We start from the raw sequence: 25,285 nt of genomic DNA on the forward strand, positions 1-25,285 counted from the left end.
AGATGGCACGCGACCGAGAGCAAGAGCCCCACCCCGACGCCGCGGACCCTGCGGCCGAGCGCGAGCTCACGATCGACGAGCTCGCCGAGCAGACCCGCGTACCGAGCCGCACGATCCGGTTCTACCAATCGGAAGGCGCGCTCCCGAAGCCCACGATCCGCGGGCGCGTCGCGTACTACGGCCAAGCCCACGTCGAGCGGCTCGCTCAGATCACGGAGCTCCAAGATCGCGGCCTCCGCATCCGCGCCATCCGCGACGTGCTCGCGCGCACGGCGAAGGGCGAGTTCTCGCTCAACGAGTGGATAGGCTCGCACGACCAGCTCTCGTCGCCGTGGGCCTCGGATCGCCCCAAGGTCATGACCGAGGCCGAGCTCGCCGCGGAGCTCGAGGGGCGTCGCCCGGGCCTCCTCGGGGAGCTCGTGAGGGTGGGCGCGGTCGAGCGGCGCGGCGACGCGTACCTCGTCGAGAGCCCGGCGAGGCTCGGCCTGCTCCTCCGCCTCGACGCGGTCGGCATGCCGCTCCACACGGCCGAGGGCGCCTTCGCCATCATGCAGAAGCAGCTCGGCCGCCTCGCCGAAGACCTCACCTCCTACTTCGTGAAGAACGCCGACGCGCTCGGCGACGACGTCGACGCCACCTACGCCGAGCTCCGCCCGGTGAGCCTCGAGGCCGTACGCCTCGTGTTCGCTCGGGAAATGGAGCGCTCCCAACGCCGCGCCACCGAGAGCGGCGCGGCCGCCGTGCTCACCAAGCAAAAGCGCCGAAGAACCCGGCGCTAGCCCGCGTCGGCGTACCTCATCGAAGCTTCTCTCGCGGGCCTCGTAGCTCCGCGAGCCATGTCTCCTTTTGCCCGGCGCGCCCCTCGCGTCAGGGCCCGACGTTCCACCACCGCCGCCTCGCGCGGCACGGAGCCTCGCGCCGATCGCGCGAGGTCGAAAGGCACCCTCATGCTCGATCCCCTCTCGTGGGGCGCGCGCCTCGCGTCCGCGCTCGTCTACCCTCGCACCCTCGACGACTTCGTCGGCCTCGTCGCGCCGCTTCGTTCGCGCAGGGCCCACCACGCCGAGGTCGTCCTCGTGCGGCGCGAGACCTACGACACGGTCACCCTCGTGCTGCGCCCCGGTCCGCATTTTCCAGCCCACAGAGCCGGCCAGCACACGGCCCTCACCCTGGAGATCGACGGGGTTCGACGCACCCGGGTCTTCTCGATCGCGAGCGCCGAGCCGCGCGCCGGCGAGCGACACCGCACGATCGAGCTCACGATCCGCGCGCGGCCCTCCGGCCTCGTGACCCCCCGGCTCACCGGGCGCGATGCGCGCGCCCTCCGCGAGGGAGACATCGTCGAGCTCGGCGCACCTCGAGGGGACTTCGTGCTCGGCACGCCCGTCCCGGACCGCCTCCTCCTCGTGAGCGGCGGGAGCGGGATCACCCCCGTGATGGCGATGTTGCGGACGCTCGTCGCGCGGCGGCACCGCGGCGAGGTGGTGTTCCTCACGTGGGCGAAATCGCCCCGCGATACGCTCTTTCGAGCCGAGCTCGACGCGATCGCCAAGGCCGCGCCCCTCACCTGCCCGGGCCTGCGCATCGCCGTCGTGCACGGCCCCATGAGCGAAGGAGACCTCGCCGCGCGGGTGCCCGACCTCGCGTCATGGGAGGTCTTCGCGTGCGGCCCCTCGGGCATGCTCGACGTCGTGCGCGCCGACCTCCGGAAGCACGGTGACCTCACGAAGCTCCACACCGAGCAGTTCTCGGCCCCGACGCGGCCGCCCGCTCCCGAGGGCGAAGGCGGGGAGGTCACGTTCGCGCGCTCGGGCAAGACGGCCGAGGGCCGCGGCCCCATCCTCCCCATGGCCGAGGGCGCGGGCCTTCGCCCGAAACACGGCTGCCGCATCGGTATTTGCCATACGTGCGTGTGCCGAAAGGTCTCGGGGACGACCCGCGACACGGCCACGGGCGCCCTCTCCACCGACGGCGACGTCGATATCCGCATTTGCACGAGCGAGCCCGTGGGGCCCGTCGTCGTCGATCTCTGAACCACCGTACGAGGAACACCATGACCCACACCACACTCTCCCCCTCCGAGCTCGAGTCCTTCGGGGCCGAGATCGACGCCCTGCTCACCCGCACCAAAGCCGATCTCGGCGAACGCGACACGCGCTACATCCGGCGCGTCGTCCGGGTGCAACGCGGCCTCGAGGCCGCCGGCCGCGCGCTCCTCTTCGCGAGCGGGTTTTCGCCCCTGTTCCCCGTGGTGTGGGCGCTCGGCACGGGCGCGCTCGCGGCCTCCAAGATCCTCGAGAACATGGAGATTGGCCACAACGTGCTGCACGGCCAATACGACTTTACCAACGATCCCACGCTCTCTTCGCAGACCTACGAGTGGGACATCGTGTGCCCGTCGGAGCAGTGGCGGCACTCCCACAACGTGCTCCATCACACCTACACGAACGTGCGCGGCGTCGACCACGACCTCGGGTACCGCATGCTCCGCGTCGACCCGTCCCAGCCGTGGACGCCCCTCGCCCTGCTCCAGCCACTGTCCACCCTCGTGCTGGGTCTCCTCTTTCAGTGGGGAGTCGCCGCGCACGACATCGACATGCCCAAGTACCTGTTTCGCCCGAGCGAGCGCACCGAGGAGCAGCGCGAGAAGGTGCGCGAGCTCTTCGCGAAGGCAAAAAAGCAGCTCCGGAAGGACTACGTGCTCTTCCCGCTCCTCGCGGGGCCCTTCGCCCTCCACGTGCTCGCCGGCAACCTGGTCGCCAACGTGGTGAGGAACGTGTGGTCGTTCTTGGTCATCTTCTGCGGGCACTTCCCCGAGGGCACCGAGACGTTCCCCCCCGAGGCCCTCGACGGCGAGACCCGCGGCGGGTTCTACCTGCGCCAGCTCCGCGGCTCGGCCAACTTCGAGGGCTCGTGGCTGCTCCACGTGGCGAGCGGGCACTTGAGCCACCAAATCGAGCACCACATGTTCCCCGACGTGCCCGCGCACAGGTACCCGGAGATGGCCCGCGAGGTCCGCGCGATCTGCGGCAAATACGGCGTCGCCTACAACTCGAGCTCCCTCTCCTCGCAGGTGTGGAGCGTCGCGAAGAAGATCGTCCGCCTCGCGTTTCCCTCCGCGGGCGGCGACGCCACCCCGACGGCCGCCTGACCTCGCAGCGCCTCCGTCACGGGCGAGCCGGCCCCGAGTGGCCCGCTCCGACCGGCACGTGCACCGGAAATGGCAACTTCGTGTGGGGCGTAGGTGGCATAGGCCCCACCGGCTCGCCGCGCCGAATCCAGAGCCCGAGGAGCCCCGGGCTCGCGCGGAAGGTCACGTGGCCTTTGGGCAATCCCGGGGGCTCCGCGTGCGACGTGTACGTGCCTATCAACGTGCCGAAATCGTCGATTTCGCACGCATAGCCGAGGCGCCAGCCGAGGTCGGTCCCGCGGCGAGAGTGCCGATCTTTGTAGAGGACCTCGCACACCACGTCGCGCTCTCGCCCCGCGGCGCCGATGCCGTTCACCGCGTCGAGGAGGGCATACACCGTGAGCGCGCACGGCGCCGTGGCGAAGGCGGCCAAGAAGACCACGACCTTGAAGCCCCCCGGCTCTCCGAAGGCGTCGATCGCGCGCGACAGCACGAACCCCGCCCCCAGGCCGAGCACGAGCCCCGCGACGAGGCACGGAAAGAAGAGCCCCGAGCTCTCTTGGCCACCGAGGCGCTCGCTCCCCGAGGCCACCATGAGCCCCCGCCCACCTCCGAGCACGAGCAGCAGCGCGAGACCCGCGGCGAGGCCCTTGCCCCGAAAATCGTCGGCCTCGGGCACGTCGAAGCGCATGGGCTCGACCGGCTTCGCTTCCCGGGCCGAGCCACGGTACGGCACGGCTCCCTCTCCGCGAGGCTCGTCGGCGCAGAACGGGCACGTGTCGAAGGTGGTCGAGTAGAGCCGCGTGCACGTGGGGCAGCGCTGCGCCTTTTCGCCTCGCGCGCTCGCGGCGACCTTCGGCTGCTCGGCCCCGCAGAACGGGCATTCCAAGAACGCCACCGACATCGGGCGCGCGCACGCCACACACGGCTTCACCTTGCTCACCCGCCGCCTCCCTCGCCGAGTCGAACGTAGCGCCGATCGCGCCGAAGTGCGCCTCGCGCGACGTCCCGTGCCGAAGTAGGTGAAGGTGCGAGGGCGCGGATCCCGGAGGGCGCCGACACGGCGAACGGCGCGGAGCTCACGCGCCCGCAGCACCCCGACGCCTCGCCGCGCCGCAACGGTGGCCGCGGCCGTGGTGGACGAGCGCGCGCGGCTCGAACGTGACCGAGCCGCCGAACACCGCGTCGGTGGATGCGCCGTCGATCGCCACGACATCGGCGTGGTGACGCCGGGGAGCGGGGCGCTCGCCCCAGGGGATCTCGAAGAGCGTCGGGCCGTCGACCACGAACGTGCGACGCGGTGGGCTCGCCTCGGGCGCGTCTTGCCCCTCGACGAGGGCGAGTGTCATGGAGAGGTGATCCCGATCCGTGTGGGCAAGGAGGGTGATCGTTCGGTCCGCGTGTTCGTCGATCGTGAGCGTCGCCGAGCAGACCGGATACCGGATGATCGCGCGCGCGAACGACCGGACGAGCGGGCGGTCGATGTCGCACCGTAGGGCGAGCCACGCCGGCGCTCCGTCGACGGCGACACCGAGCCGGTAGAGCACCTCTTTGTAGTCGAAGCGTGGTGGGAGCCGACCGAGCCCGAGCCCGCTCATCTCGAGGGCGAGCACCGAGGCACTCGCCCTCCCCGCTCCATCCCGCTCGAGCACGAGGGGCGCGGGGACGCGGAGCGCCATCGCGTCCGTCGCCGCGAGGTCGAGACGCGCGGAGAGCTCGACGCTCACCGACTCGGTGCCCACGAGCTCCACGGTCCGCCTCGATTCAGCGGTAGGCGTCGAGCGAGCGGCGGAGGAGGCCGAGCACACGTGCGCCGAGCTCGGCGCCGCGGAACGGGCGCGCGAGGTAGTCGTCGCAGCCCGAGGCGTAGGCCTCGACCACCTCACGGGAGCAGCGCTGACCCGAGACGAAGAGCACGGGCAAGCCCGAGGGGCGCTTCTCGCGGATCTTGCGGGCGAACGACTTGGCGGCCCCCTCCGGGAGCCCGTAGCTCACCACCGCCGCGTGGAGCGGACCAGGCTCGGCCAACGCCTCGGCGCACGTCGCGAAGGCCACCACGTCGAGGCCTTGGGCGCGGAGCGTCGATCGGAGCTCGTCGCGTGTGGCGGCGTCGTCGTCGACCACGGCCACACGCACGCCCGGGGTGCGCAGGCTGCTCGGAGGTGCGTCTTCGTCGGCCGCGAGCTCCGCGGACGCCACGGCCACGCGCGAGACGCTCCCCGGTCGCGAGCTCGACGGCGCCGTGAGACCCCCGATGCGCTCCCAATCGAGCGCGCCGAACGCCACCACGGGCCCACGCTCCGACCTGCGCCCCACCGCCGCGGCGGCCGAAGACCGTTTCCCCTCGGCGACCTCGACCACGGCGACCACCCACTCCCCGTCGCCCACGTAGGCGCCCTCGGGGACCGGGAGGGTCGCGTCGGGCGAGCCGTGCATCACCTCACTCAGCGCGAACGAGCTTTTGTAGGGCAAGACGAGGCTTCGCATGGAAAACCCGGGGTCTTTAGCGCGCTTTCGACCCCGCGCAACTCCGTTCTGAGGAACGCATTTTCCGTACCCGTTCCGTGCCCGGCGCGCGTCTTTTCCGCGCCTCGGAGCCCGCGCTGGCCCGAGAGGCCGAGGTGGCGCCCCTTTTTGGCCCGTCACGCGACGCCCACGCGGGCCCTGTAGCCTCCTCCGACCCTGTGGTAAGGGAGCAAGGGCCATGGCCATGAACGCAAAAAGTGTGAGCCTCGTCGTCGCCTTCGTCGCGTCGCTCTCGGGAACGTCTGCCACGTGCCAGAACTCGTCCGCCCCGGGCGACGCACAAAAAGACAAACCCGAGGTCGCCGACGTGAAGGTCGAGGGCATCGACACGAGCTCCCTCACCACGCGCGAAAAGAAGGAGTTTTCGCAGTACGTGAGCGAGTTTCTCTCGCCCTGCCAGAGCGTGCCCGTGCCCATCGCCCAGTGCGTGAACGAGAAGCGCGCCTGCACGAAGTGCCTCCCCGCGGCCAAGTACGTCCTGAAGGGCGTCCGCGACGGCATGAGCCGCGAGCAAATCGAGAAGGCCTACAAGAACCGCTTCGACCCCGAGAAGGTGAAGAACGTCGCGCTCGACGGCTCGCCCGCCAAGGGCCCCGACGCGGCCCCCATCGTCATGGTCGAGTTCGCCGACTTCGAATGCCCCCACTGCGGGCTCATGGCGCCGATCATCGAGAAGGCGTGGGAAGAGCACAAGGCGAACGTCAAGTTCGTTTACAAGTTCATGCCCCTCGGCGGCCACCCCCACGCCGAGCCCGCGGCCCGCGCGGCCATCGCGGCCATGAACCAGGGCAAATTCTGGGAGATGCACGCCAAGCTCTATGCGAACCAGCAGCACCTCGAGCAGGGCGACCTCGACCTTTACGCGAAGGACCTCGGGCTCGACATCGGCAAGTTCAAGGCCGACATGGTGGCGCCCGCCACGAAAGACCGCCTCGATCGCGACCGCAAGCAGGCCGACGCCCTCGAGGTGAAGGGCACGCCCACGCTCTACATCAACGGGCGCGAGTACGACATGAAGACCGACTTCGCCGAGTGGTTCTCGCAAGAGCTCGCGGCGACGGGCGGCGGCACGGCGGTGGTGGCGAGCGCGCTCGTGGCCCCGGGCGACGCAGGCGCTCCCAAAGGTGACGCAGGCGCGCTCAAGGGCGACGCCGGCCCCAAGGTCGACCTCCTGAAAGACGCAGGCGCGAAGCGGTGAAATCCACGTCGGACGGCTGCGGCTGCTTCCCGACGGGGCGCCACTACCCGGGCATCGCGCACCTGCTGCGCGTCTCGGTGAAGGGCCTCGCCGAAGAGCACGCCGCCGACGTCCCGTGGGACGACGTGCCCATCGCCATGCTCGACGTCGAGACCACCGGCCGCGACGCCGGCCAAGACCGCGTCATCGAGCTCGGCATCGTGGTCGGGCAGCGCGGCGAGATCGTGGCCAAGTACAACTGGATGGTGAACCCGGGGCGGCCGATCGCGGCCGAGGCGCAGGCGGTGCACGGCATCTCCGACGCCGACGTGGCGAACGCCCCCTCGTTCGAGACGATCGCCCACGAGGTCAAAAAGGCCCTCGAGGGGTGCGTGCCCGCGGCCTACAACGCCGCGTTCGACAAGGCCTTCCTCCAGGCCGAGATGTCCCGCGCGAAGGTCACCGCCCAAGACGTGCCCGCCATGCGCCGTGAGGTCGAGTGGGTCGACCCGCTCGTGTGGGCCCGCGAGCTCCAGAGCGACGAACGCTCCCGCGCCCTCGGCGACGTGGCCGCGCGCCTCGGCGTGAAGCTCGAGAACGCCCACCGCGCGAGCGACGACGCCGAGGCCGCATTGCATGTACTTTACAAGCTCGGGAAGGACGCCCGCGTCCCCCGCGCGTACGGCGCGTTCGTGCAGGAGCAGCGCAGGCTCGCCATGCTCCAGGCGGACGAGCGCCGCATGTGGCGAAACAGCTGACATCGGCGACCCGGGCGGTCGGACCGGAGCCCTCTCGGCGCGACGAGCGGCACGGAGCCGGGTGATGCGCTACGCTAGGCCCCGATGAAGACGCGCTTCTCTTGGATCCTCGGATGTGCGGCGGCTCTCGGCACGGCGGGAGCCATCGTGCTCGCGTGCGTGGGAGACGACCCGGTCCCCGCGCAAGACGCAGCCGCGCCCACCTCCACGCCGACGACGACGTCGACCGCGCCCCCGCCCGACGGATCCCTCCCCGACACGAGCGTGCCCGACGCCGCCACCGCCGACGCGGCCGAAGCCGGGCCCGAGACCTTCTGCACCAAGCTCTCGCCTCCCGGAGCGAACCAAGACCTCTTCTGCGCCGATTTCGACGGCCCGTCGCGGATGTCGGCGAACTGGACCATCGTCTCGCCGGTCCCGAACGGCGACCTCGGCATGGGCCCCCAGTTCGACGCGGGCGGCGGCCTCTCGACGGCCCAGTTCGCTTCGCCCCCCCGCTCGCTCACGTCGCAGGCGCCCTCTGCCGCGCAATTCCAGACGGCCGGCTCGCCGTACACGATGCGCGTCACCGGGCCGAACCAGATCCGCAACGTCACGCTCGAGATGAAGGTGAACCCGTTCCCCTCGGGAGGCGTGCGCCCTCCCTTCAATGGGCGCCAGGTGCTCGCGCAGATCAAGTTCTCCACGCTGAGGTACGAGCTCGCGTACTACTTCGGCGGCAAACCCAACGGCACCGATACGTACACCGGGTACGGGCTCGAGCAGGTGCAGTCGGGCGGAGGTGTCGCGCGGCTGTGGGTCCCGGTCACGGGCACGCCCCTCGCCGACCGCTGGACCACGGTCACGATGCGCATCCCCATCGCCCCGCAGAACAACGCCGACGTCGTCTTCTACGACGGGACGTCCGTGTCGAAGATCACCACCGTGAACACCACCGCTACGGACGTCGAAGTGTCCGTCGGCCTCCGCAACACGGACGCCCCCGCGAGCTCGATTCGCCTCGACGACGTGGTCATCCGCGTCGAGAGGAACTGACGCTCACGAGCGTTTGACGTCGACCACGAGGGGCGCCACGGCGAGGCCCGCCGCGCGCGCCGCCTTCTCGACCTCGGCGTACGTGCCGGCGGAGTGAAAGCCCAGCTCCCACTCTTGTTCGTCGGCCGCGTACGCCGCGAGGAGGGACTCGGCGTCGTTGCGCGGGCTCGCCCACACCTCGAACACCCCATCCATGGCGTCGTCGTCGACGAAGTCCTCGATCGCGTCGAGGAGCGCCGCCGCGTCGACGTCGTCGTCGAGGTCGGACTCGGCCTCGGGCAGGGCCGCGAAGAGATCGAAGCCCGTGGCCGCGTCGTACACGAAGACCGCGCGATCGCCGAAGCGGGCGACCGCGGTATCGGGGATGTCGTGCCCGGGGAGCGCGCGCGCAAAATCACGCACGGTGGCCAAAAACACGACCTTCGGAGCGGCGTTCGTCATGAGCCCGCGTGTAGCACGCTTCCGACGAACGCCGCACCAACCTCACGCGGCGCTCACTTCGGAGGGACGGCCACGCCGCGGAACTGGGTGTTCGCCGCCGCGGTCGCGAGGGTGACGGCCGCCGGGTTCGCGCCGCCGTCGTCGACGAAACGAACGAGCTTCGCGGGGTTGTCGAGCGTCGTCGCGACCACGTGCGTCGCGCTCCCCACCTTGGCCGCGGCGACCTGGATCGGCGCGCCGGTGAGCCCCGTCTTGAACGTGGTCGCGAGCGTCCACGTGGCGCCGTCGAACGTCCATTTTTGCACGCCGCCCTGCGCCGCGAGCGAGCGGGTGTCGGCGACGTACATCGTGTCGATCCCCGCGACCGCCGCGTTCAGGTCGAGCGCGACGAACCCGTTCGGCGAGGTGTTCATGCTCGTGATGCCGGGCAAGTTCGTCCCGGTCTGGCCCGCCGCGGTGGGCAGGCCCATGCCGATCGTGAAGAGCCGGAGCATGTTCCCGGCGGCACCCGATTGGGTATCTCCGTAGAGCTGACCGCCGAAGATGCCGAGGCCGCGCATGTTCTGGGGCGCGGCGAGGATTTGAGTGCCGCCCTGGGTGCCATTGGCGATGTAGTAGACGCCACCGCTCGTGTTGGCCCCGTTTTCGCCGGTCACCCAATACGAGGTCCCGTCGTTCGTGACCGCGGCGCGTACGCTCACCATGGAGAAGGCGGCGTCGAGGCGGGTGCTCGTGTCGATCGCGGCGTTTTTGTCGATGCGCGCGACGACGCGGTTCGTCGCCGCCGAGTCGGTCCCGTTGACGGCGGCCGTGTCGGGGATGGCCCCGTATCCGGCGAGCGTCACGTATTGGCCATTCGCCGACGTGAGCAGCATTCCCTCCGTCGACGAGTTGCCGGCCAGCGTGAACGGCTGATTCGCCCCCGCGGCGGCCACCGGGAGCGGGATCGTGCGCACCACCGCTCCGTCGCTCGACTGACGCTCCTCGACGAACACCGGCGCGGCCGCGGCGCTCAGCACCGCGGCTCCCCCCGTGCCGATGCGCACCACCATGAACGTCGCCCCCGCCCCCGCGTCGACACCGCCCCCGTCGCTCGCGTCGGTCCCCCCTCCGTCGCTCGCGTCGGCCCCTCCTCCGTCGCTCGCGTCCGGGGTCGAGGAATCGGGCCGAGACGAATCGGGGCGAGACGAGTCCGGCACGGACGTGTCACGGCCCGCATCTCTCGAGGCCGCGTCGACACGCTGGATGGTCGCGTCGCTCTCGGTGCTGGCGTCATCCTCGCCACCGCTCGAGTCGCCACAGGCGACGAAGAGGGCCGAGGGGAAGAGGAGCGCCGAGGCGGCGATGGAAAGACGAAGCAGGGTGCGCATGAGAGACCTCCGAGGGAGCGAACGAGGGGACTGGGAAAGGTACCTTGTCGCTTCCGTTCGGTGCGTCACCTTCCTGTGACATTTCGCGGGGGTAGGAGACCTTGCCACGTCTCGTCACGTCTCGCCACACGCCCCGCGCGACGGGCACCGCGATCCGCGAACGACGTGCCGCCGAGGCATCTTCGGGGAGCGCGACCGTGGCCGGGTGCGAACTTTTCCCACGGTGTGGTGCTTCGGCGGGCCCGCCCGGGCGGCGAGTGTGCTTGAGTCGCGCCATGCACCTTAGGCGCTCCCTCTCCGCACTCGCGCTCGTTCTCGTATCGGCACCGACGCTCGCCCTCGCCGAGGGCCCCGAGGGGGCCAAGCCGGCGGCACCCGAGCCTTCGACCGAATACGAGGGGCGCGTCTCGTTCGTGTTCCGCCCTTCGTTCCCCGTGTCGAACGGCAACGTGTTCGCCAACTCGGTGGCCGGCGGCGGCCTCGAGTGGCAAAAGGGCGGGGGCCTCTTGCGCTACCACGCCGCGGCGATGATCGTCGGCACCATCGACATGCTCGGCGCCCGCGTGGAGCCGCTCAGCTTCGGCCTCGGTTTCCCCATTTACGACAAGGGCGGGGCCCGCGTGGAGCTCGAGCCCGTGCTCCACCTCCTGAACCCGCAGCTCGTGGCCCCCACCGACCGCCGCGGAACGCTCGTGCCGAACCGCGGAGACACCGCCACCTTCCAGCTCTCGACCGGGGCCGACGTGCGGGTCAACTTCTCGAAAGACAAGTTCACCTTCGGCATCTCGCCCATCGGGTTCGACGTTCGCTGGCTCAACGCCGGCCTCGCCACGGGCGCCAAACAAGAGCTCCTCGCCGGGGTCGACTACCAAATGCGCCTCACCCTCGGGTACCAGTACGGCGGCGTCGAGAAGGCCGAGCGCGACTGCCCCGACGGAACGAAAGTGGCACTCGACAAGGAGTGCCCCAAGGCCGTCGCCAAAGACTCGGACAAGGACGGGATCCCCGACGACGAGGACGCCTGCCGCGACGTGGCCGGCCCGAAGACCGACGATCCGAAGACCAACGGCTGCCCGCCCGACGCCGACGGCGACGGCATCGCCGACAAGGACGACGCCTGCCCCGAGAAGCGCGGTCCCCGCACGACCGACCCGAAGACGAACGGCTGCCCCCTCGCGACCGACGCCGACGGCGACGGCGTGACCGACAAAGAAGACGCGTGCCCCTCCGTCGCCGGCATCGCCTCGAGCGACCCGAAGACCAACGGCTGCCCCGACCCGGATCCCGACAAGGACGGCATCCTCGGCGACAAGGACGCGTGCCCCAACGAGGCCGGCAAACCCGACCCGGATCCCACGAAAAACGGCTGCCCGAAGGCCTTCGTGCAGGGCGGGCTCATCAAGATCCTGGACCAGGTCAAATTCCAGACGGGCTCGGCCGCCATCGCCGCCGGGAAAGACAACGACGACACGCTCCAGGCGGTCGTCAACGTGCTCCAGAAGCACCCCGAGATCAAAATGCTGAGCGTCGAGGGCCACACCGACAACAAGGGCTACGCCGACCAGAACAAGAAGCTCAGCGCGGCCCGCGCGGCTTCGGTCGTCGACGCGCTCGTCAAGAAGGGCATCGCCAAGGAGCGCCTCTCGAGCGTCGGCTTCGGCCAAGAGAAGCCCATCGCCTCGAACGACACCGAGGCGGGCCGCAAAGACAACCGCCGCGTCGAGTTCCACATCGTGAACAAGTAAGGCCAAGTTGAGGCCCGCCGACCTCGAATCGAGGTCGCGCTCCCTCAACTCCTCGTTAGCCGAACCATGCCGCGTCGCGCTCGCTGCCGACGCGGCATTCGTTTGCCATTGCGCCAAGGTTGGTTCGGTCGGAATATCCTCCCTCCGGGGTGGGAGCTTCCCATGAGCGACCCGCATCGAATAGGCAAATACGACGTCGTGGCCCGGTTGGCCCAAGGCGGAATGGGCAACGTGTACCTCGCGCGCACCCAAGGGGTCGCGGGGTTCGAGAAGCTCGTCGTCGTGAAGACGCTTCGCGCCGACTTCGCCGACGACCCGAAGTTTTGCGAGATGTTCCTCGACGAGGCCAGGCTCGCGGCGAAGCTCAATCACCGAAATATCGTGCAGACCAACGACGCCGGCGTCGATGGCGGCACCTACTACATGGTGATGGACTTCCTCGATGGGCGGAGCCTCTGGCGGATCCAACGCCACTTCGCCAAAGAGGGCGCCCACCTCCCGCTCTCCACGAGCGTCCGGATCATCGCCGACATGCTCGCCGGGCTCCACCACGCGCACGAGCTCACCGACGCCGAAGGCAAGAACGTCGGCGTGGTGCACCGCGACGTCTGCCCCGCGAACGTGTTCGTGACGGTCGACGGGCAGGTCAAGGTGGTCGACTTCGGCGTCGCGAAGGCGAAGACGCACGCCCACGAGACGCAGGCCGGCACCATCAAGGGGCGCGTGGCGTACATGTCGCCCGAGCACGTGCAAGCGGGCCCCATCGATCGGCGCGCGGACGTGTTCTCCGCGGGCATCCTGCTGTGGGAGGCCATCACCCGAAATCGGTTCTGGGAGGGGCTGAACGAGACCCAAATCTTGGGCCGCCTCGTCCGTGGGCAGCTCCCGACGCTCGATCACGAGGGCGCCGATCCCAAGCTCCAGGCCGCGTGTGTGCGCGCCCTCTCGCCGAGCCCGGACGACCGCTTCCCCACGGCCCACGCCATGCGGCTCGCCCTCGAGGAGTGGCTCGAGCGCAACGAGCCGCGGAACGGGCTCGCCGACCTCGGGGCCACCCTCCTCGAGCTCACGGCCGAGGAGAGGGCGAAGATCGCGCGCCTGCTCGAGGCCGCGCCCGACGCCGATCGCACCGCCCCCTTGCCCGCGCTCGATCCGACCCGGATCGCGGGGACGAGCGACTCGGGCGCGAGCGCGCCTAGGGGCACCTCGGAGCGCAGCGCGACGGCCCCGCTCACCCCGCTCGCCACGACCACCCCCATCGCGAGCCTCCCCCCGCCGAGCGCGCCGTCGAGGCCTCTCCCCCGTGTGCTCGCCGGCGCCGTCCTCGTGGCCCTCGTGGCCGCGGCGGCGACGTTCTTCGCCACCCGTCCGCGCGCGCCGATCGAGCCCCCGAGGGCGAACGCGAGCGAGGCCCCGCCACCTCCCAAGGGCCCCGTGGTCGAGGTCGCGCCACCGACCGCCACGCCGACCGACACGAACGTGACGCTCGACGTCGCGATAAGCCCGCTCTCGGCCAAGGTGTACTTGGACGACCGCCCCCTCGGCGCGAACCCGTTTCACGGGCAGCTCGCGCGGGACGGCAGGTCGCACGTCCTACGGGCCGAGGCCGCCGGGTACAAACCGAGGGCGTTCACGTTCGTGCTCGATCGTGATCGCGCGGTCGACTTCGCGCTCGAGGCCTACCCGCAAGGAGGGCACGCCCCACCGCCCACGGCCACGCCCTCCCCCTCGCCGGAGGGGCCGTCCGCCGCGGCCAACGCCGACCCGAAGGGGATCCGCGAGCTCCCCGTGAAACCCACCGACGCCCCCAAGCCTGCGCTCGACACCGATGTCTTCAAAAAGTAATCCCCTTATGGCCCGTCCAAGGCGACTCCCCTCTCCCCGCTTCGTCTTGGCCATCGCGCTCGCCGGCGTCGTCGGCGCCGGATATCCCTCCGTGGCCTCGGCCGAAGACACGAAAGAGGCCGTCGAGCGCTTCGAGAAGGGTGTCGGCCTCTACCAGGCCGGGGCGTTCGAGGGCGCGCTCATCGAGTTCGACGTCGCGTACAAGTCGAGTGGCAACTACCGAATCCTCTTCAATATCGCCCTCTGCAAAATGGAGAGCCGGGACCCGGTCGGCGCGTTGGCGGCGTTCCGGCGCTACCTCGCCGAGGGCGGTGACCGAATCGACGCCGCGCGGCGCGCCACCGTCGAGGCCTTCGTGAAGAAGCTCGAGCCCGCCGTGGTGTCCCTCGTCGTCCGCACGGACGCCCCACCGGGCGCCGAGGTCACGGTCGACGACGAGCGCGTGGCCACCACGCCGGTGTCGGGCCCCGTCGCCATCAAGGCAGGCCGCCACCGCGTGTCGATCCGGTTCGGCGAGCGCCGCGTCGAGAAGACGATCGAGGCCCCCTCGGGCGAGTCGGCCACGGTCGATCTCCCGCTCCCGCCCGCGGCCACGCGTGGGGCGAGCTCCGCGTCCACGGCGGCGCCCCCGACGACCACGAAGGGCAACGAAGACGGCGCGAGCCTCTTGTGGGTCCCTTGGGCCGTGGCGGGCGGACTCGGGATCGCGTCGATCGCGACGGGCATCATCGCCGTGGATTCCAGGAACGACGCCGAGACCGCGCGCGCCACGTACGGCGCCACGCGCGCCGACATCGACACTCCGGCCGACAAGGCGCGCGCGCTGGGCCTCGCGACCGACGTCCTCCTCGCGTCGACGGTCGTGGCCGCGGGAGTCGCGACCTACTTCACCATCAAGGCGGTGACGCGCCCCACGGACGACGGCCACGGGGCGAAGCCGACGGCGCGCGTCGGGCTCGGGCCCTTCGGGCTCGGGCTCGCCGTCCGAGGTGAGCTGTGAGGGCCGCGCGCGCCGCAGGGGTCCTCGTCGTGCTCGCGACGGGGCTCTCTGCCTGCGTCGACGACTCGCCCATCGTGACCACGGGGCGTGACGCCGGCGCTGCCCCGTCCGCGCCGCCGCCCATCCCGGGCGATCTCCCCCCGAGCGACCCGGCCACCTGTCTCACCTGCGGCGACACGATCACGCGGGGGGTACGCCCTGGGGCCTGCCGAAGCGACGGGAACCCGGGCTCGGCGGCGCTCCTCGGCGCCTACGTCGACTGCGTGTGCCGGACGTCCTGCACCGAAGAGTGCTCGCTCCACTGCGGAGGTGTGCCCGCCGACGCGACGTGCGCGAAATGCGTGACCGAGAAATGCGGGGCCGCGGAGCGCTCGTGCCGCGCAGGGAGCAGCCGATGAGACACGGCGTCACGAAGGCGTTCCTCCTCGGGCTCTTCACGCTCGGCCTCGCCTCCCCCGCGTGCAGTCTGCACGTGTCCGGCGAGGCCGACCAGTGCACGACCGACGACGACTGCCGCGGGCGAGGCCCCGACTTCGCCGGCACCGGGTGCGCCAAGGCCGGCCCACGCGCGGGCTTCTGCGTCGACTCGGCCGAGCCGCTCGCCGAGGGGGAGTGCGCGGCGAACGCCGACTGCGTCGATCTCGTCGGCCCCGGGGCGATCTGCGCCTCCACGTCCGCCGAGCGCCGCCGCTGCGTGCAGGTCCTCACCCCCGAGTGCCCGATCGTGCTCGGGAACCCCTTCGTGGAGGGGACGCACATCCTCGGTGTCATCGGCGAGGTCGCCCCCGACGACCCCGCGTACGCGAGGGACTACGCGCACCTGGCCGGCGCCAAGGTCGCCCTCGACGAGCTCCAATCCGAGCGAGGCGTGACGCTGCCGGGCAAGCGCCGCTTCGCGATCGTCGGGTGCACGAGCTCCCGGCCGCGCGCCGCCGGGGCCAGGCTCGCCGCGCTCGGAGCGAAGGCGATCGTAGGGCCGACGACCGAAGAGGCCCTCCAGAAGGTCGTCGAGCAGACGGCCCCAGCGGAGATCCCCGTCCTCGCCGGCGCCCTCGGAGACAACACCGCCTCGGGCGTCAAGGGCGCCGAGTCGACCGTCTTCCTCTTCGGGCCCGGGCGCGACGCGATCGTCTCCGCGCTCGGCGCGGCCTTGCTGGACGTCTCTCCCGAGGCACGCACGCCCCAGGGAAAGGTGCGGCTCGCCGTCGTGCTCGGCCGTGGGCGCGAGCTGCTCGGCCAGACGCTCACCGAGAAGCTCGTCTTCAACGAGAAGACCGCGGTCGTCAACCAGAGCGACCCGACCTGCGGCGCCGGCGGCTGCTACCGAGCCTTCGACGCGGCCAAGCTCACGCCCGCGCAGCTCGCCGACGAGCTCACCACCTTCGCCCCCACGGTCGTCGTCCCCCTCACCGACGCGACCTGGGGCTCCACGATCCTCCCCCTCGTCGAGCAGCGCTTCGCGGCCGCGACCACGAAGCCCATCTACCTCCACGTCGTCCTCGACGAAGAGGACATGGGGTACCGGGTGCAGCCGAACGATCCCGCGTTCAGGAGGCGCGTATTCGGCATTTGGCCCGCGCGCGACGAGGGCACGTTCGCGAGCTTCCGAGATCGCTTCCGCAAGGCGACCTCGGCCGGCGCGGGCTCGCCGGGACCTACCCCGAGCCTCACGGCGGCGCGCGCGTACGACCTCACCGCCCTCGCCTTCTATGCCGCGTACCTCGCGTCGTTCCGCGGCGCGGGAGGGGCGTTCGGAGGGGCCGACGTCACCCGGGCGCTCTCCGACGTGATGGCGGCCGGCGCGCGACGTGTGGGCCCGGGCCCCGTCGACGTCCCGAGCGCCATCGCCGAGCTCTCCAAAGGGGCGGCCGGGAGGATCGACTTCGACGGCGTAGTCACGGCGCTCGACCCGATGAACGGCCGAGTCGCCCCCCCACGCTGGCAGACCTTCTGCGTCGACGCGCAGGGGGCGTACGTCGGCGGGGCCCGCACCTACAAAGACGGAAGGGGCGAGGGCGGAACGCCCGGCCTCTGCCGATGAGACACGGAGAACCGCCGATGCCCATTCGCTCCGATGCGACGCGCCCCGCTCGACGACAGGCCACGATCTCGCGACGCACAGCGTTCGTCGGGCTCGGCAGTGTGGCGCTCGCGCTCGCCCTGCCCGGGTGCTCCAGCACCGAAGGAGGTCCGGCCCTGCCCAAGCTCCGCGTCGGCACCGTGCCCTGGGCCGGCTGGAGCCCGCTCGACGTGGCCAAGGCCAAGGGCTTCTTCGAGGCCGAGGGGCTCGACGTCGAGGTGGTCAACTTCGAAGCCGGCGGAGATACGAAGCTCACCGACGCGATCGCCGACGGCTCGGTCGACTGCGGCTTTTACATGCAGGGCACTCTCCTCACGTATGCCATGCAGCGCAAGTCGCCCATCGTGTTCTTGGGTGAGGTCGACTGGTCCTACGGCGGAGACCAAATCATCGTCCGCCCGCCCGTCGAGGCGGCGATCGAGGCCATCCGCGCCAAAAAGAAGAAGGTCGGAACGTACTCGTCCGCGGCGAGCAACATGCTGCTCCTCGACTACTACTTCCGTGACACCTCTCTTCACGCCGGGTGGTCTTTGGACGTGACCACGACCGACGTGGTCGAGCGCTCGGCGACCGAGCTCGTCGACACCTACCTCTCCGGCGAGGACGCCGTCTCCCTCAACGCCGATCCCGACTCGAAGCCGCAGATCGAGGCGGGCGGCGAGGTCGTGGCGACGAGCGCGACCTACCCCGGCATCTTGGCCGAGGGGCTCATGGCCAACCGCGAGAGGTACGTCACCGTCGGCCCCGACGCGTACAAGAAGCTCTTTTCGGGGTGGATCCAGGCCGTCCGCTACATGTACGGCGCCGACCACAAACGCAACACCCTCGACCTCGCGCACCGCGACGAGGTGCTCGACCTCGTGAGCCAGGGGACCTTCCTCGGGAACGTGACGACCGACGAGGCCTCCGGCTACTTGGGGAACGTCCGCATCCACTCGCTCTCCAAGCTCGAGACCGTGAACCTCGACAAGCGCGAGGACGTGCTCCTCGCCGAGTACGGCACGAAGGGCCTCCAGCCGCTCCGTAGCCACATCCGGGAGGTCGCGGCCTTCGTCAAGCGCACCGACCCGAAGGCCGACGACTTCGACCTCGCGAAGGGCATCGACACGGGTCCGCTCGAGGCCGCCATCTCCGAGCTCAAGGCGCGGTGACGGCGGGCGCGGGAGCGCGCACGACGGAGGCACCACCTGTAGGCACGCGCCCGACTCCCGCGCATACCCCACGACACCACCGTATCGACCCCCGTTCCATCCCCCCGACGCCGCCGAGGGCCCGAAATCACCCCCGCTCCCATCCCCACCATGGGTCAGGGGGCATTCGAATCACCCCCGCTCCCATCCCCACCATGGGTCAGGGGGGCATTCCAATACCCCCTCTCCCATCCCCACCATGGGTCAGGGGGGCATTCGAATACCCCCCTCTCCCATCCCATAGATGGGAAAGATCGGGATTTTTGTGGTCTCCCGCCCACTCGCGCGAGCCCGGTCGGAGACTCGTTTCACCCCGAAACACCCCTTTCTGCCGCACCTCCCCCACCTAGGTGAGGCACATAGCGCCGAGGTAGGCAGGGCAAAAAACCCGACAAATTCGCCCTTTTCGCTTGGCACGGGAGCCGCCGGAGGGGGCTCGAGGTGCCGTGTGCTCCGATCGGGTGACATCCCGCTCGGAAACAACGTCGCGATGCGCGTCCCGGCTCGTGTCGGCGGCGCACACGGCACGAAGCGCGCGGACTCTCGCCGCTGGAGCTCGCGCCATTTCACGCGCGAGCTCGGCCGTGGTCCGCGCCGAAGGAGGCCGTGGTAACGTGAAAGATCGCCGGGGGGGGCGGGGCGCGCACATGGCGCACGTCCACGCCCGTCGGTGCAGGAGCCGTCGTGGAGCATAGGGGTGTCGTTCGTCGGTCGATCACGGTCATTCTCGGCCTCGGGCTCGTGTTCGGCGCCATGGTGCCGGTCGCGTTCTCGGCGAGCTTCGGGGGTGCGCCGGGGCTCGTGTTCGTGATCCAAGCCGTCATGCTGGTGGCCCGGCTCCTCGCGACCGGCGTTCACCTCGCGGCGCGGCTCGCCCCGGTCGACAGGTGGGCCCACACCTCGCCCGCGCACCGCACGGACGCCATGGTCCGCGACGCCGCGGTGGCCCTCCAGCACGTGCCCCGCCGCCACGCCCTGTTCGACTCGGTCGTCTACGCGTCGAGCGGCCTCGTCACGGCGATCGTGCTCGTGTCGGTCCTCCACGATCCGTCGGTGAGCTCTCGCTATTTCCTCCCGGCCCTCGGGGGCTCGCTGTCGCTCCTCCTCGGGTCGGCCGTCATCGCCCTCCCGCTCGCCGTGGCGCTCACCGCCGACGCACGCGCCGCCGTCATCGGCGAGGCGGTGACGCGCGGCATCGACCTCCCCCGCGAGCGCTCCTCGGTGGGCCGCCGCATCGCCGTGCTGGCGCTCGGGGTCGCCCTCGCCCCCCTCCCGGGCATGGCCGGCATGGGCCTCCGCGCCGTCAACGACGACGCCCGGGACGTCGCGCTGCTCGAAGCCCGCCTCCGCGCCTCCGAGGCCGCGCGCGTGGCCCAAGGTCCCGAAGAGGCCAGGAGCGACGTCGCGATCGTGCCCTTCGACGATCCCCACCCGTGCGTCGCGCGCGCGAAGGGCGCCGCCGCGGGCGAGCGCGCGTTCACCTTCCTCGACGTGCCGGCCGAGACCGCCCACGCCTGCACGAGGCTCGACGACGGCCGCTTCGTCGTCGCCAAGGTGCCCGTCGAGGTCGGGCGCACCACGGCGTTCCTGGGGGCGTCCGGGGCCTTCCTCGTCATCGTCGCCTTCTGGGCGCCGCTCGTGGCGTTCGTCTTCGGCCGGTGGATGGCGCTCCCGATCGCGCGCATCGCGGCGGCGACGAAGCGCATCGCCGAGGTCGGCGATCTCGGCGCCATGGGCGCCATTCCGGTCTCCGAGGACGACGAGCTCGGCGAGCTCACCCGGACCTTCAACGCCCTAGTCACGGATCTGCGAGGCCTCGCCGAGGGCGCGTCGGCCGTGGCTGCGGGCGATCTCACCGTGAAGGTCTCGGGCCGCGGAGACCTCGCCGACGCGTTCCGCGGCATGCTCGAACGCCTCCGGGATCTCGTGCGTCCGCTCCGCGAGACGTCGATGCAGATCGCGAGCGCCGCCACCGAGATCTACTCCGCCTCTCAAGAGCAAGAGGCCGCGGCCTCGCAACAAGCCGAGGGCATGCGCGAGGTGACGACCACGATGGAGTCGCTCTCCGGGTCGGCCGCACACATCGCCGAGGCCGTGAAGAAGGTGCTGAGCGACGCCGAGCGAAACCGGCAGAACACGGATCAGACCGCCGCCCGCATCGCCGATCTCAACGGGCACGCCGCCCGCATCGGCGAGCTGCTCGAGGTCATCCGCGACGTGGCCGACCGCAGCGATCTCTTGGCCCTGAACGGCTCCCTCGAGGCCACCCACGCCGGCGAAGCGGGCAAGGGCTTCACCATCGTCGCGAGCGAGATGCGCCGCCTCGCCGAGCGCGTCACGGCCACGGTCGACTCCGTGCGCACGCTCCTCACCGACATCCGCGCCTCGGGCAGCGCCGCCGTCATGGCGACCGACGAGAGCCGCAAGGTGGCCGCGAGCACCGAGGAGACGGCCCGCCGCATCACGCTCGTCGTCCAGCAGCAGCGGAGCGCCACGGACGCCGTAGGGGCCACGGTGAAGGACCGCGCGAGCGTCGTGGCGCAGTCGGCGATCGCGGCGACGCAGACCCGGGTGTCGACCGAGGACCTCAAGGTGCAGGCCGACAGGCTCGAGGCGCTCCTCCGGCGCTTCGTGCTCGAAGCCCACGCCTGAGCCGCGGCGCTCTCGAGAGAACCGCTACGCCCTCGTGCGACGGTGCTCGCCGTACTTCACCCACACCACCTTCTCGACCTCCGCGACGATCTCTCCGCCCTCCCCGGTCACGACGGTCTCGAGCACCGGCTCGGCCTTGCCCTCGCGGATGGCCTCTTCGCGGATGGCCGCGATCCGGTCGGCGTCGATGCGGAACTCGGCGCGCACCTTGCCGCGCCCGGGGCGCTTGAAGCGGATCGAGGCGGCCTTGTCCCACACCGTGAAGCCCTCACCGAGGGCCTGGATGAGGATGAAGGCGAAGAACGGATCGCACATGGCGTAGAGCGAGCCGCCGAAGTGCGTGCCCATGAAGTTCTGGTTCTGGGGCCCGAGCTTCATGGTGCTCTCGACGGCGAACGGCGTGCCCGGCAAGACGCGCACACGAACCCCCGCGCCCACGTAGGGCGGATAGAGATTCATGAGTGGCAAGAAGCGCTCGACCGGCAAGCGCTTGGCGATTCTCTGGTAAATACTCACCGATAGGACCTCGACCCCCTCGAGCTACGTGTCAGTCGCCGAGGAGGTCGAAGTGGAACCCGCACCCGATCATGAGGGCCACGTACGGCCGAGGGAACTCGACGCTCTCGCGGCCCGCGATCGAGTACCTGGGCCTCGCCGGCCCCACCGCGCCGAACGCGTCGGCCTGGTTGAAGTTGTACTCGACCGAGCCGTTCGCGTCCCACATGGCGCCCGCCGAGATCGAGGCGAGCGGCGAGATCACGAAGCGCGTGTGCAGGCGGATTTCGGCGCCGAGGCCAAGGCGCACCCACTCGAACGTGCTGAGCGTGAGCTTCTCTTGGCCACGCGACACGCTCACCGAGCGCATGCCGACCGAGAGATCCTGGAGGAACGCGACGCTGTCCGGATCTCCCGAGACGTGCCGTAGACCGCCGCCGTAGAACGTGGTCGAGGCGTGGGCGTCCGTGCCCTCGAAGTACCCACCTTTGGCCAAGAGGCCGTGCTCCAAGAACAAATACGGAATCCACGATTTGGCGAGGCGCGCGCCCACGTCGAGCTGGAACGACGCGCCGTTGCCGACGAGGCGCCCGGTCGTCTCCGAGTTGCCCGTGTTCAGGTCTTGGAAGAAGGCGTTGCCGAAGCCCATGTACGAGAGGCGCCCGCCCACGTAGAGCGAGAACCTCGGCGCGTGGGTGGGCACATCCGGCTCGGGCGGCGCCTGCGGCGGGGGCGCTTGCGGTGGCGGCGCTTGCGGCGGCGGATAGCCTCGTTGCGGAGGGTACCCTCCCTGAGGGGGATACCCCTGCGGCGGCGGGTAGTACTGGGGCGGATACCCCTGCGGCGGCGGATACCCTTGCGGCGGCGGATACCCCTGCGGCGGCGGATACCCTTGCGGTGGCGGGTACCCTTGCGGCGGCGGGTACCCTTGCGGTGGCGGGTACCCTTGCGGCGGCGGGTACCCTTGCGGCGGCGGATACCCTTGCGGCGGCGGATACCCCTGCGGCGGCGGATACCCCTGCGGCGGCGGATACCCCTGCGGCGGGGGCTGCTGCGGAGGGTAGGGCTGCGCGGCGGCCAAGACCGAGAGGCCCATCACCGCCGAGCACGTCGCCACGGACACGAACCTTCGAGCGCGAGAGCCAGCCATCCCGACGAGCCTACCGTGCCTCGCCCCTGGCAAGAAGGCGTACGTGTGTCACCAGAGCGCGACGCCCACGACCGCGCCGAACGCCGAGAGCGCCGCGAGGCTCACGCCCCACCACGAAGGAGCTCGCCCGTCCGCCTCGCGCGGGTATCCCGTCACGAGGAGCCAGAGCCCTGCCATGACGGCCACGCCGCCGAGCACCGCGCCGCGCCCGCCCGTGTGCCTGTGCCCTTCGGCGCGATCGAGCAGCGTGGGGGCGAGCGCGAGGGCCCCGACCACGACCGCGAACGCGCCCGTCCACCGCGGGTGGCGCGCGGTGAACGTCTGGTTCTCCCAGTACTGGCGCTCGGCGCCTCCGGGGCCCAGCAGGTCCGACGGGCGCAACCCAACACCCGGATTTCGCTCGCTTTTCGGAGCTTCTGGCCGGGTCACGATCACGGGCTTCGGCGCGTCTACGGGCGCTTCGGGCGACACGCGCGGAGAGGCCTCGCGGTACGCCGAGCCGCGGGGGCGCGGAGGGGGGAAGCGTGGCTCGTCGGCCATGCCGAGGGTCTAGCGCAAACTGGGCCGAGCGCGAGCGTCTCGGTGCGTGGACGGAGCGCCCGGGCCGACCCGCGCCCGCGGTTGAGCCGCGTGCATTTTCGTGCGACAGACCGGCGAAGCTCCCGTCTCCGCTCCCGAGGCTCCCATGAAGACCCACGCTCCCAAGGCCGTCGCCGCCCTCCTCGCTGCCCTCCTCGCCACGTCGCTCTCGGCCTGCGGAGGCACCTCGAACGTCGGGGCTGCCGTCCAGCCCAAGGCGACCACGGCGAACGAGGCCCTCGGCGAGGACACACCGGCCAAGTGCCGCGCGGTGTCCGCGCAGGCGACGCCGCTCGTGGTCGACTGGAAATCGTCGGAGCGCGTCGACCTCGAGGCCGCCATGAAGGACGGCGTCGTCGTGATGAAGTACGACTGCCAGAAGCTCGCCATCGTAAAGGGCTGCAAGCGCCGCGGCGCGTACGCCTTCGCGCCCGTGCAGCGCAAAGAGGAGACCTTGCAGCTCGCCTCGTCCGACGAGGTGCAGGCGAACGTGCCGCTCGGGCTCGCCACCTTCGGCGCCGCCATGAAGCGCGGCTCCACGATCGACATCGGCCTCGTGCTCGTGGGCAAGAAGAGCGCCGCGATCGGCGAGGTCGTCCGCGCCGATCTCGAGGGCTCGTGCGAGGGGGCGACGCACGTGGTCCGCGGCGCGAGCGTCGGCGCGTTCTCGGTCGGCACGGGGCAGCGCGGCGCCGTGCGCGCCGTGGCCGATCTCTTCGGCAAGTCGGTCCAGGGCGCGAGCGACGCGTCGCGGGCCTCGTTGAACCGCGACGGAGACATCGAGGCCTGCCGCACGTCGAAGTCGGACGCCGCGAGCCCGCCCGATCAGTGCCAGTCGCCGGTGCGGCTCGAGCTCGAGGCCATCACCGAGAAGGCGCCGGCGAAGGCCGAGGCCACGCCGTCCAGCACCGGCAACGGGCCCGCCCCCGCCGCGCGCGCGTCCGACCCGTGCCCCGAGGGCGCCTCGTTCCAAGGCGGAAAATGCGCCACGTCGACGGCCAAAGGGTACGTGTGCAAGCGCGACGACGTGGCCGAGTGCAAGGCCCAGTGCGAGGCCGGCAACGCCGTGAGCTGCTACCGCGAGGCGCTCGCGATCGACTTCAACGCGCGCTCCAAGGACGGCAAGCTCGAGAAGGGCGATCCCGTCCGGGCCGAGGCGCTCTACACGAAGGCCTGCGCGCAAGACTACTTGCCTGCATGTTACATGAAGGGCCGCACCGGGCTCATCTTCAAGACCGACGGGGCCGGCAAGATCGTGCCCCCCGGCGTGCCGCGCGATCCTTCCATGACGGTAGCGACGTGGACGAGCACCTGCGAGCGCGGGGACGGCCAGTCGTGCGCGGCGCTCGCGAACCTCTACGCGCGCGGCACCTTCGTCGAGGCCTCCGAGCCCCGCGCCACCGAGCTCTACACCCGCGCCTGCGAGCTCGGCGAGCCGGCCGCGTGCGGGGGCGCGAGCTACCGCCTCTTCAAGAAGGCCGACCCGGCGTCGGTCAAGAAGGGCATGACGCTGCTCGAGGCGTCGTGCGCGGCGGGCGACGATTACAACTGCCGGGACCTCGCCATGCATCACCTGAAGGGCGACGTGAGCCCTCGCGACGAGGCCCGCGGGCTCGAGCTGTTCGAGCTGCGGTGCAAGCGGCGCGGCCCCGCGTGCGCCGAGCTCGCCGACGCGTACGCCAAGGGCGAGCTCGGGCTCAAGAAGGACACCGCGAAGGCGCTCAAGCTCTACGTACGCGCGTGTGAGCCGAGCGACGGCTCCCGGGAGACGGCCTGCGAGCGCGCGGCCGACGCCCTCGAGGACCCGAAGCTCGGCACGCCCGACCTCGCCAAGGCCACCACGTTCCGAAAGGCCGCGTGCATCGCGGGCGACAACGCGTGCGCCAAGTACGCCGAGGCCCTCGCCGCCGGACGCGGGACGAAGAAGGACGTCCAAGAGGGCCTCGCCGTCGCCGAGCGGGCCTGCAAGGTGAACGCCGCGTACGCCTGCGCGACCTACGCGACGCTCCTCGCCAAACACGACCCGAAGAAGGCGCGCCCCTACCTCGAGGCGCGCTGCAAAGACGGGCTCATCCAAGACTGCGACGTCCTCAAGAAGCTGCGCTGAGCGGA

22 protein-coding genes are annotated in these 25,285 nt (G+C 70.9%); 14 read left to right on the top strand and 8 right to left on the bottom strand.

Annotated features, from left to right (window positions below; genetic code table 11):
• The first annotated feature begins 2 nt into the window (after nt 1–2).
• The 3 genes from IPK71_00660 (at nt 3) to IPK71_00670 (ending at nt 3,151) form a co-directional block, all read left to right on the top strand.
• Nucleotides 3–779: a MerR family transcriptional regulator gene (locus IPK71_00660; GenBank protein ID MBK8212231.1), complete on the top strand. Its 777-nt coding sequence runs from the start codon at nt 3–5 to the stop codon at nt 777–779.
• A gap of 168 nt (nt 780–947) precedes the next feature.
• Nucleotides 948–2,033, top strand: a complete 1,086-nt coding sequence (locus tag IPK71_00665) for a ferredoxin reductase (GenBank protein MBK8212232.1) — start codon at nt 948–950, stop codon at nt 2,031–2,033.
• Nucleotides 2,034–2,053: 20 nt separating this feature from the next.
• On the top strand, nt 2,054–3,151 hold the full coding sequence (locus IPK71_00670) for an acyl-CoA desaturase (protein ID MBK8212233.1): 1,098 nt from the start codon (nt 2,054–2,056) through the stop codon (nt 3,149–3,151).
• Between the two features lie 16 nt (nt 3,152–3,167).
• On the opposite strand, the gene IPK71_00675 is transcribed toward IPK71_00670, so the two are convergent.
• The 3 genes from IPK71_00675 to IPK71_00685 form a co-directional block, all read right to left on the bottom strand.
• Nucleotides 3,168–4,073: a hypothetical protein gene (locus IPK71_00675; protein ID MBK8212234.1), complete on the bottom strand. Its 906-nt coding sequence runs from the start codon at nt 4,071–4,073 to the stop codon at nt 3,168–3,170.
• 136 nt (nt 4,074–4,209) lie between these two features.
• Nucleotides 4,210–4,881, bottom strand: a complete 672-nt coding sequence (locus IPK71_00680; protein ID MBK8212235.1) for a DUF2071 domain-containing protein — start codon at nt 4,879–4,881, stop codon at nt 4,210–4,212.
• A gap of 13 nt (nt 4,882–4,894) precedes the next feature.
• Nucleotides 4,895–5,617: a response regulator transcription factor gene (locus IPK71_00685; protein MBK8212236.1), complete on the bottom strand. Its 723-nt coding sequence runs from the start codon at nt 5,615–5,617 to the stop codon at nt 4,895–4,897.
• A gap of 223 nt (nt 5,618–5,840) precedes the next feature.
• Here IPK71_00685 and IPK71_00690 point away from each other — a divergent pair, with 223 nt between their 5' ends.
• From IPK71_00690 to IPK71_00700, 3 genes are all read left to right on the top strand, one after another.
• A complete protein-coding gene (locus tag IPK71_00690) occupies nt 5,841–6,854 on the top strand; it encodes a thioredoxin domain-containing protein (GenBank protein ID MBK8212237.1) in 1,014 nt (337 codons plus the stop codon).
• A complete protein-coding gene (locus IPK71_00695) occupies nt 6,851–7,591 on the top strand; it encodes a 3'-5' exonuclease (protein ID MBK8212238.1) in 741 nt (246 codons plus the stop codon). The genes IPK71_00690 and IPK71_00695 overlap by 4 nt, the downstream gene beginning before the upstream one ends.
• Nucleotides 7,592–7,675: 84 nt before the next feature.
• Nucleotides 7,676–8,626 carry a hypothetical protein gene (locus IPK71_00700; protein ID MBK8212239.1) on the top strand — a complete coding sequence of 317 codons (951 nt, stop codon included), beginning with the start codon at nt 7,676–7,678 and terminating at the stop codon, nt 8,624–8,626.
• A 3-nt stretch (nt 8,627–8,629) separates the two neighbouring features.
• Here the strand turns inward: IPK71_00700 and IPK71_00705 are convergent, their stop codons facing one another.
• Together IPK71_00705 and IPK71_00710 are read right to left on the bottom strand one after the other, a co-directional pair.
• Nucleotides 8,630–9,067, bottom strand: coding sequence for a hypothetical protein (locus tag IPK71_00705; protein ID MBK8212240.1), 438 nt, complete (start codon nt 9,065–9,067; stop codon nt 8,630–8,632).
• A 53-nt stretch (nt 9,068–9,120) separates the two neighbouring features.
• Nucleotides 9,121–10,437 carry a hypothetical protein gene (locus IPK71_00710; protein ID MBK8212241.1) on the bottom strand — a complete coding sequence of 439 codons (1,317 nt, stop codon included), beginning with the start codon at nt 10,435–10,437 and terminating at the stop codon, nt 9,121–9,123.
• 275 nt (nt 10,438–10,712) lie between these two features.
• On the opposite strand from IPK71_00710, the gene IPK71_00715 reads away from it, so the two are divergent.
• The 7 genes from IPK71_00715 (at nt 10,713) to IPK71_00745 (ending at nt 20,949) form a co-directional block, all read left to right on the top strand.
• Entirely contained in the window at nt 10,713–12,182 is a 1,470-nt protein-coding gene (locus IPK71_00715) for an OmpA family protein (GenBank protein MBK8212242.1), read from the top strand.
• Nucleotides 12,183–12,344: 162 nt separating this feature from the next.
• On the top strand, nt 12,345–14,027 hold the full coding sequence (locus IPK71_00720; protein MBK8212243.1) for a protein kinase: 1,683 nt from the start codon (nt 12,345–12,347) through the stop codon (nt 14,025–14,027).
• Between the two features lie 7 nt (nt 14,028–14,034).
• A complete protein-coding gene (locus tag IPK71_00725) occupies nt 14,035–15,027 on the top strand; it encodes a PEGA domain-containing protein (protein MBK8212244.1) in 993 nt (330 codons plus the stop codon).
• Nucleotides 15,024–15,425 (top strand): hypothetical protein, encoded by a 402-nt coding sequence (locus IPK71_00730; GenBank protein MBK8212245.1) that lies wholly within the window; start codon nt 15,024–15,026, stop codon nt 15,423–15,425. The genes IPK71_00725 and IPK71_00730 overlap by 4 nt, the downstream gene beginning before the upstream one ends.
• Nucleotides 15,422–17,068: a hypothetical protein gene (locus IPK71_00735; GenBank protein ID MBK8212246.1), complete on the top strand. Its 1,647-nt coding sequence runs from the start codon at nt 15,422–15,424 to the stop codon at nt 17,066–17,068. Before IPK71_00730 ends, IPK71_00735 begins: the two co-directional genes overlap by 4 nt.
• Nucleotides 17,069–17,085: 17 nt before the next feature.
• Nucleotides 17,086–18,258, top strand: a complete 1,173-nt coding sequence (locus tag IPK71_00740) for an ABC transporter substrate-binding protein (GenBank protein MBK8212247.1) — start codon at nt 17,086–17,088, stop codon at nt 18,256–18,258.
• 723 nt (nt 18,259–18,981) lie between these two features.
• Complete coding sequence (locus IPK71_00745) at nt 18,982–20,949, top strand: methyl-accepting chemotaxis protein (protein ID MBK8212248.1); 1,968 nt, start codon at nt 18,982–18,984, stop codon at nt 20,947–20,949.
• 24 nt (nt 20,950–20,973) lie between these two features.
• On the opposite strand, the gene IPK71_00750 is transcribed toward IPK71_00745, so the two are convergent.
• From IPK71_00750 to IPK71_00760, 3 genes are all read right to left on the bottom strand, one after another.
• On the bottom strand, nt 20,974–21,408 hold the full coding sequence (locus IPK71_00750) for a DUF4442 domain-containing protein (protein ID MBK8212249.1): 435 nt from the start codon (nt 21,406–21,408) through the stop codon (nt 20,974–20,976).
• A gap of 88 nt (nt 21,409–21,496) precedes the next feature.
• Nucleotides 21,497–22,594: a hypothetical protein gene (locus tag IPK71_00755; GenBank protein ID MBK8212250.1), complete on the bottom strand. Its 1,098-nt coding sequence runs from the start codon at nt 22,592–22,594 to the stop codon at nt 21,497–21,499.
• Between the two features lie 48 nt (nt 22,595–22,642).
• Nucleotides 22,643–23,134, bottom strand: coding sequence for a hypothetical protein (locus tag IPK71_00760; protein ID MBK8212251.1), 492 nt, complete (start codon nt 23,132–23,134; stop codon nt 22,643–22,645).
• Between the two features lie 145 nt (nt 23,135–23,279).
• Between IPK71_00760 and IPK71_00765 the strand changes: the two genes are divergently transcribed.
• Nucleotides 23,280–25,280: a sel1 repeat family protein gene (locus tag IPK71_00765; protein ID MBK8212252.1), complete on the top strand. Its 2,001-nt coding sequence runs from the start codon at nt 23,280–23,282 to the stop codon at nt 25,278–25,280.
• Nucleotides 25,281–25,285: the final 5 nt, after the last annotated feature.

Source organism: Myxococcales bacterium (genome assembly GCA_016712525.1).
GTDB lineage: Bacteria > Myxococcota_A > Polyangia > Polyangiales > Polyangiaceae > JAAFHV01.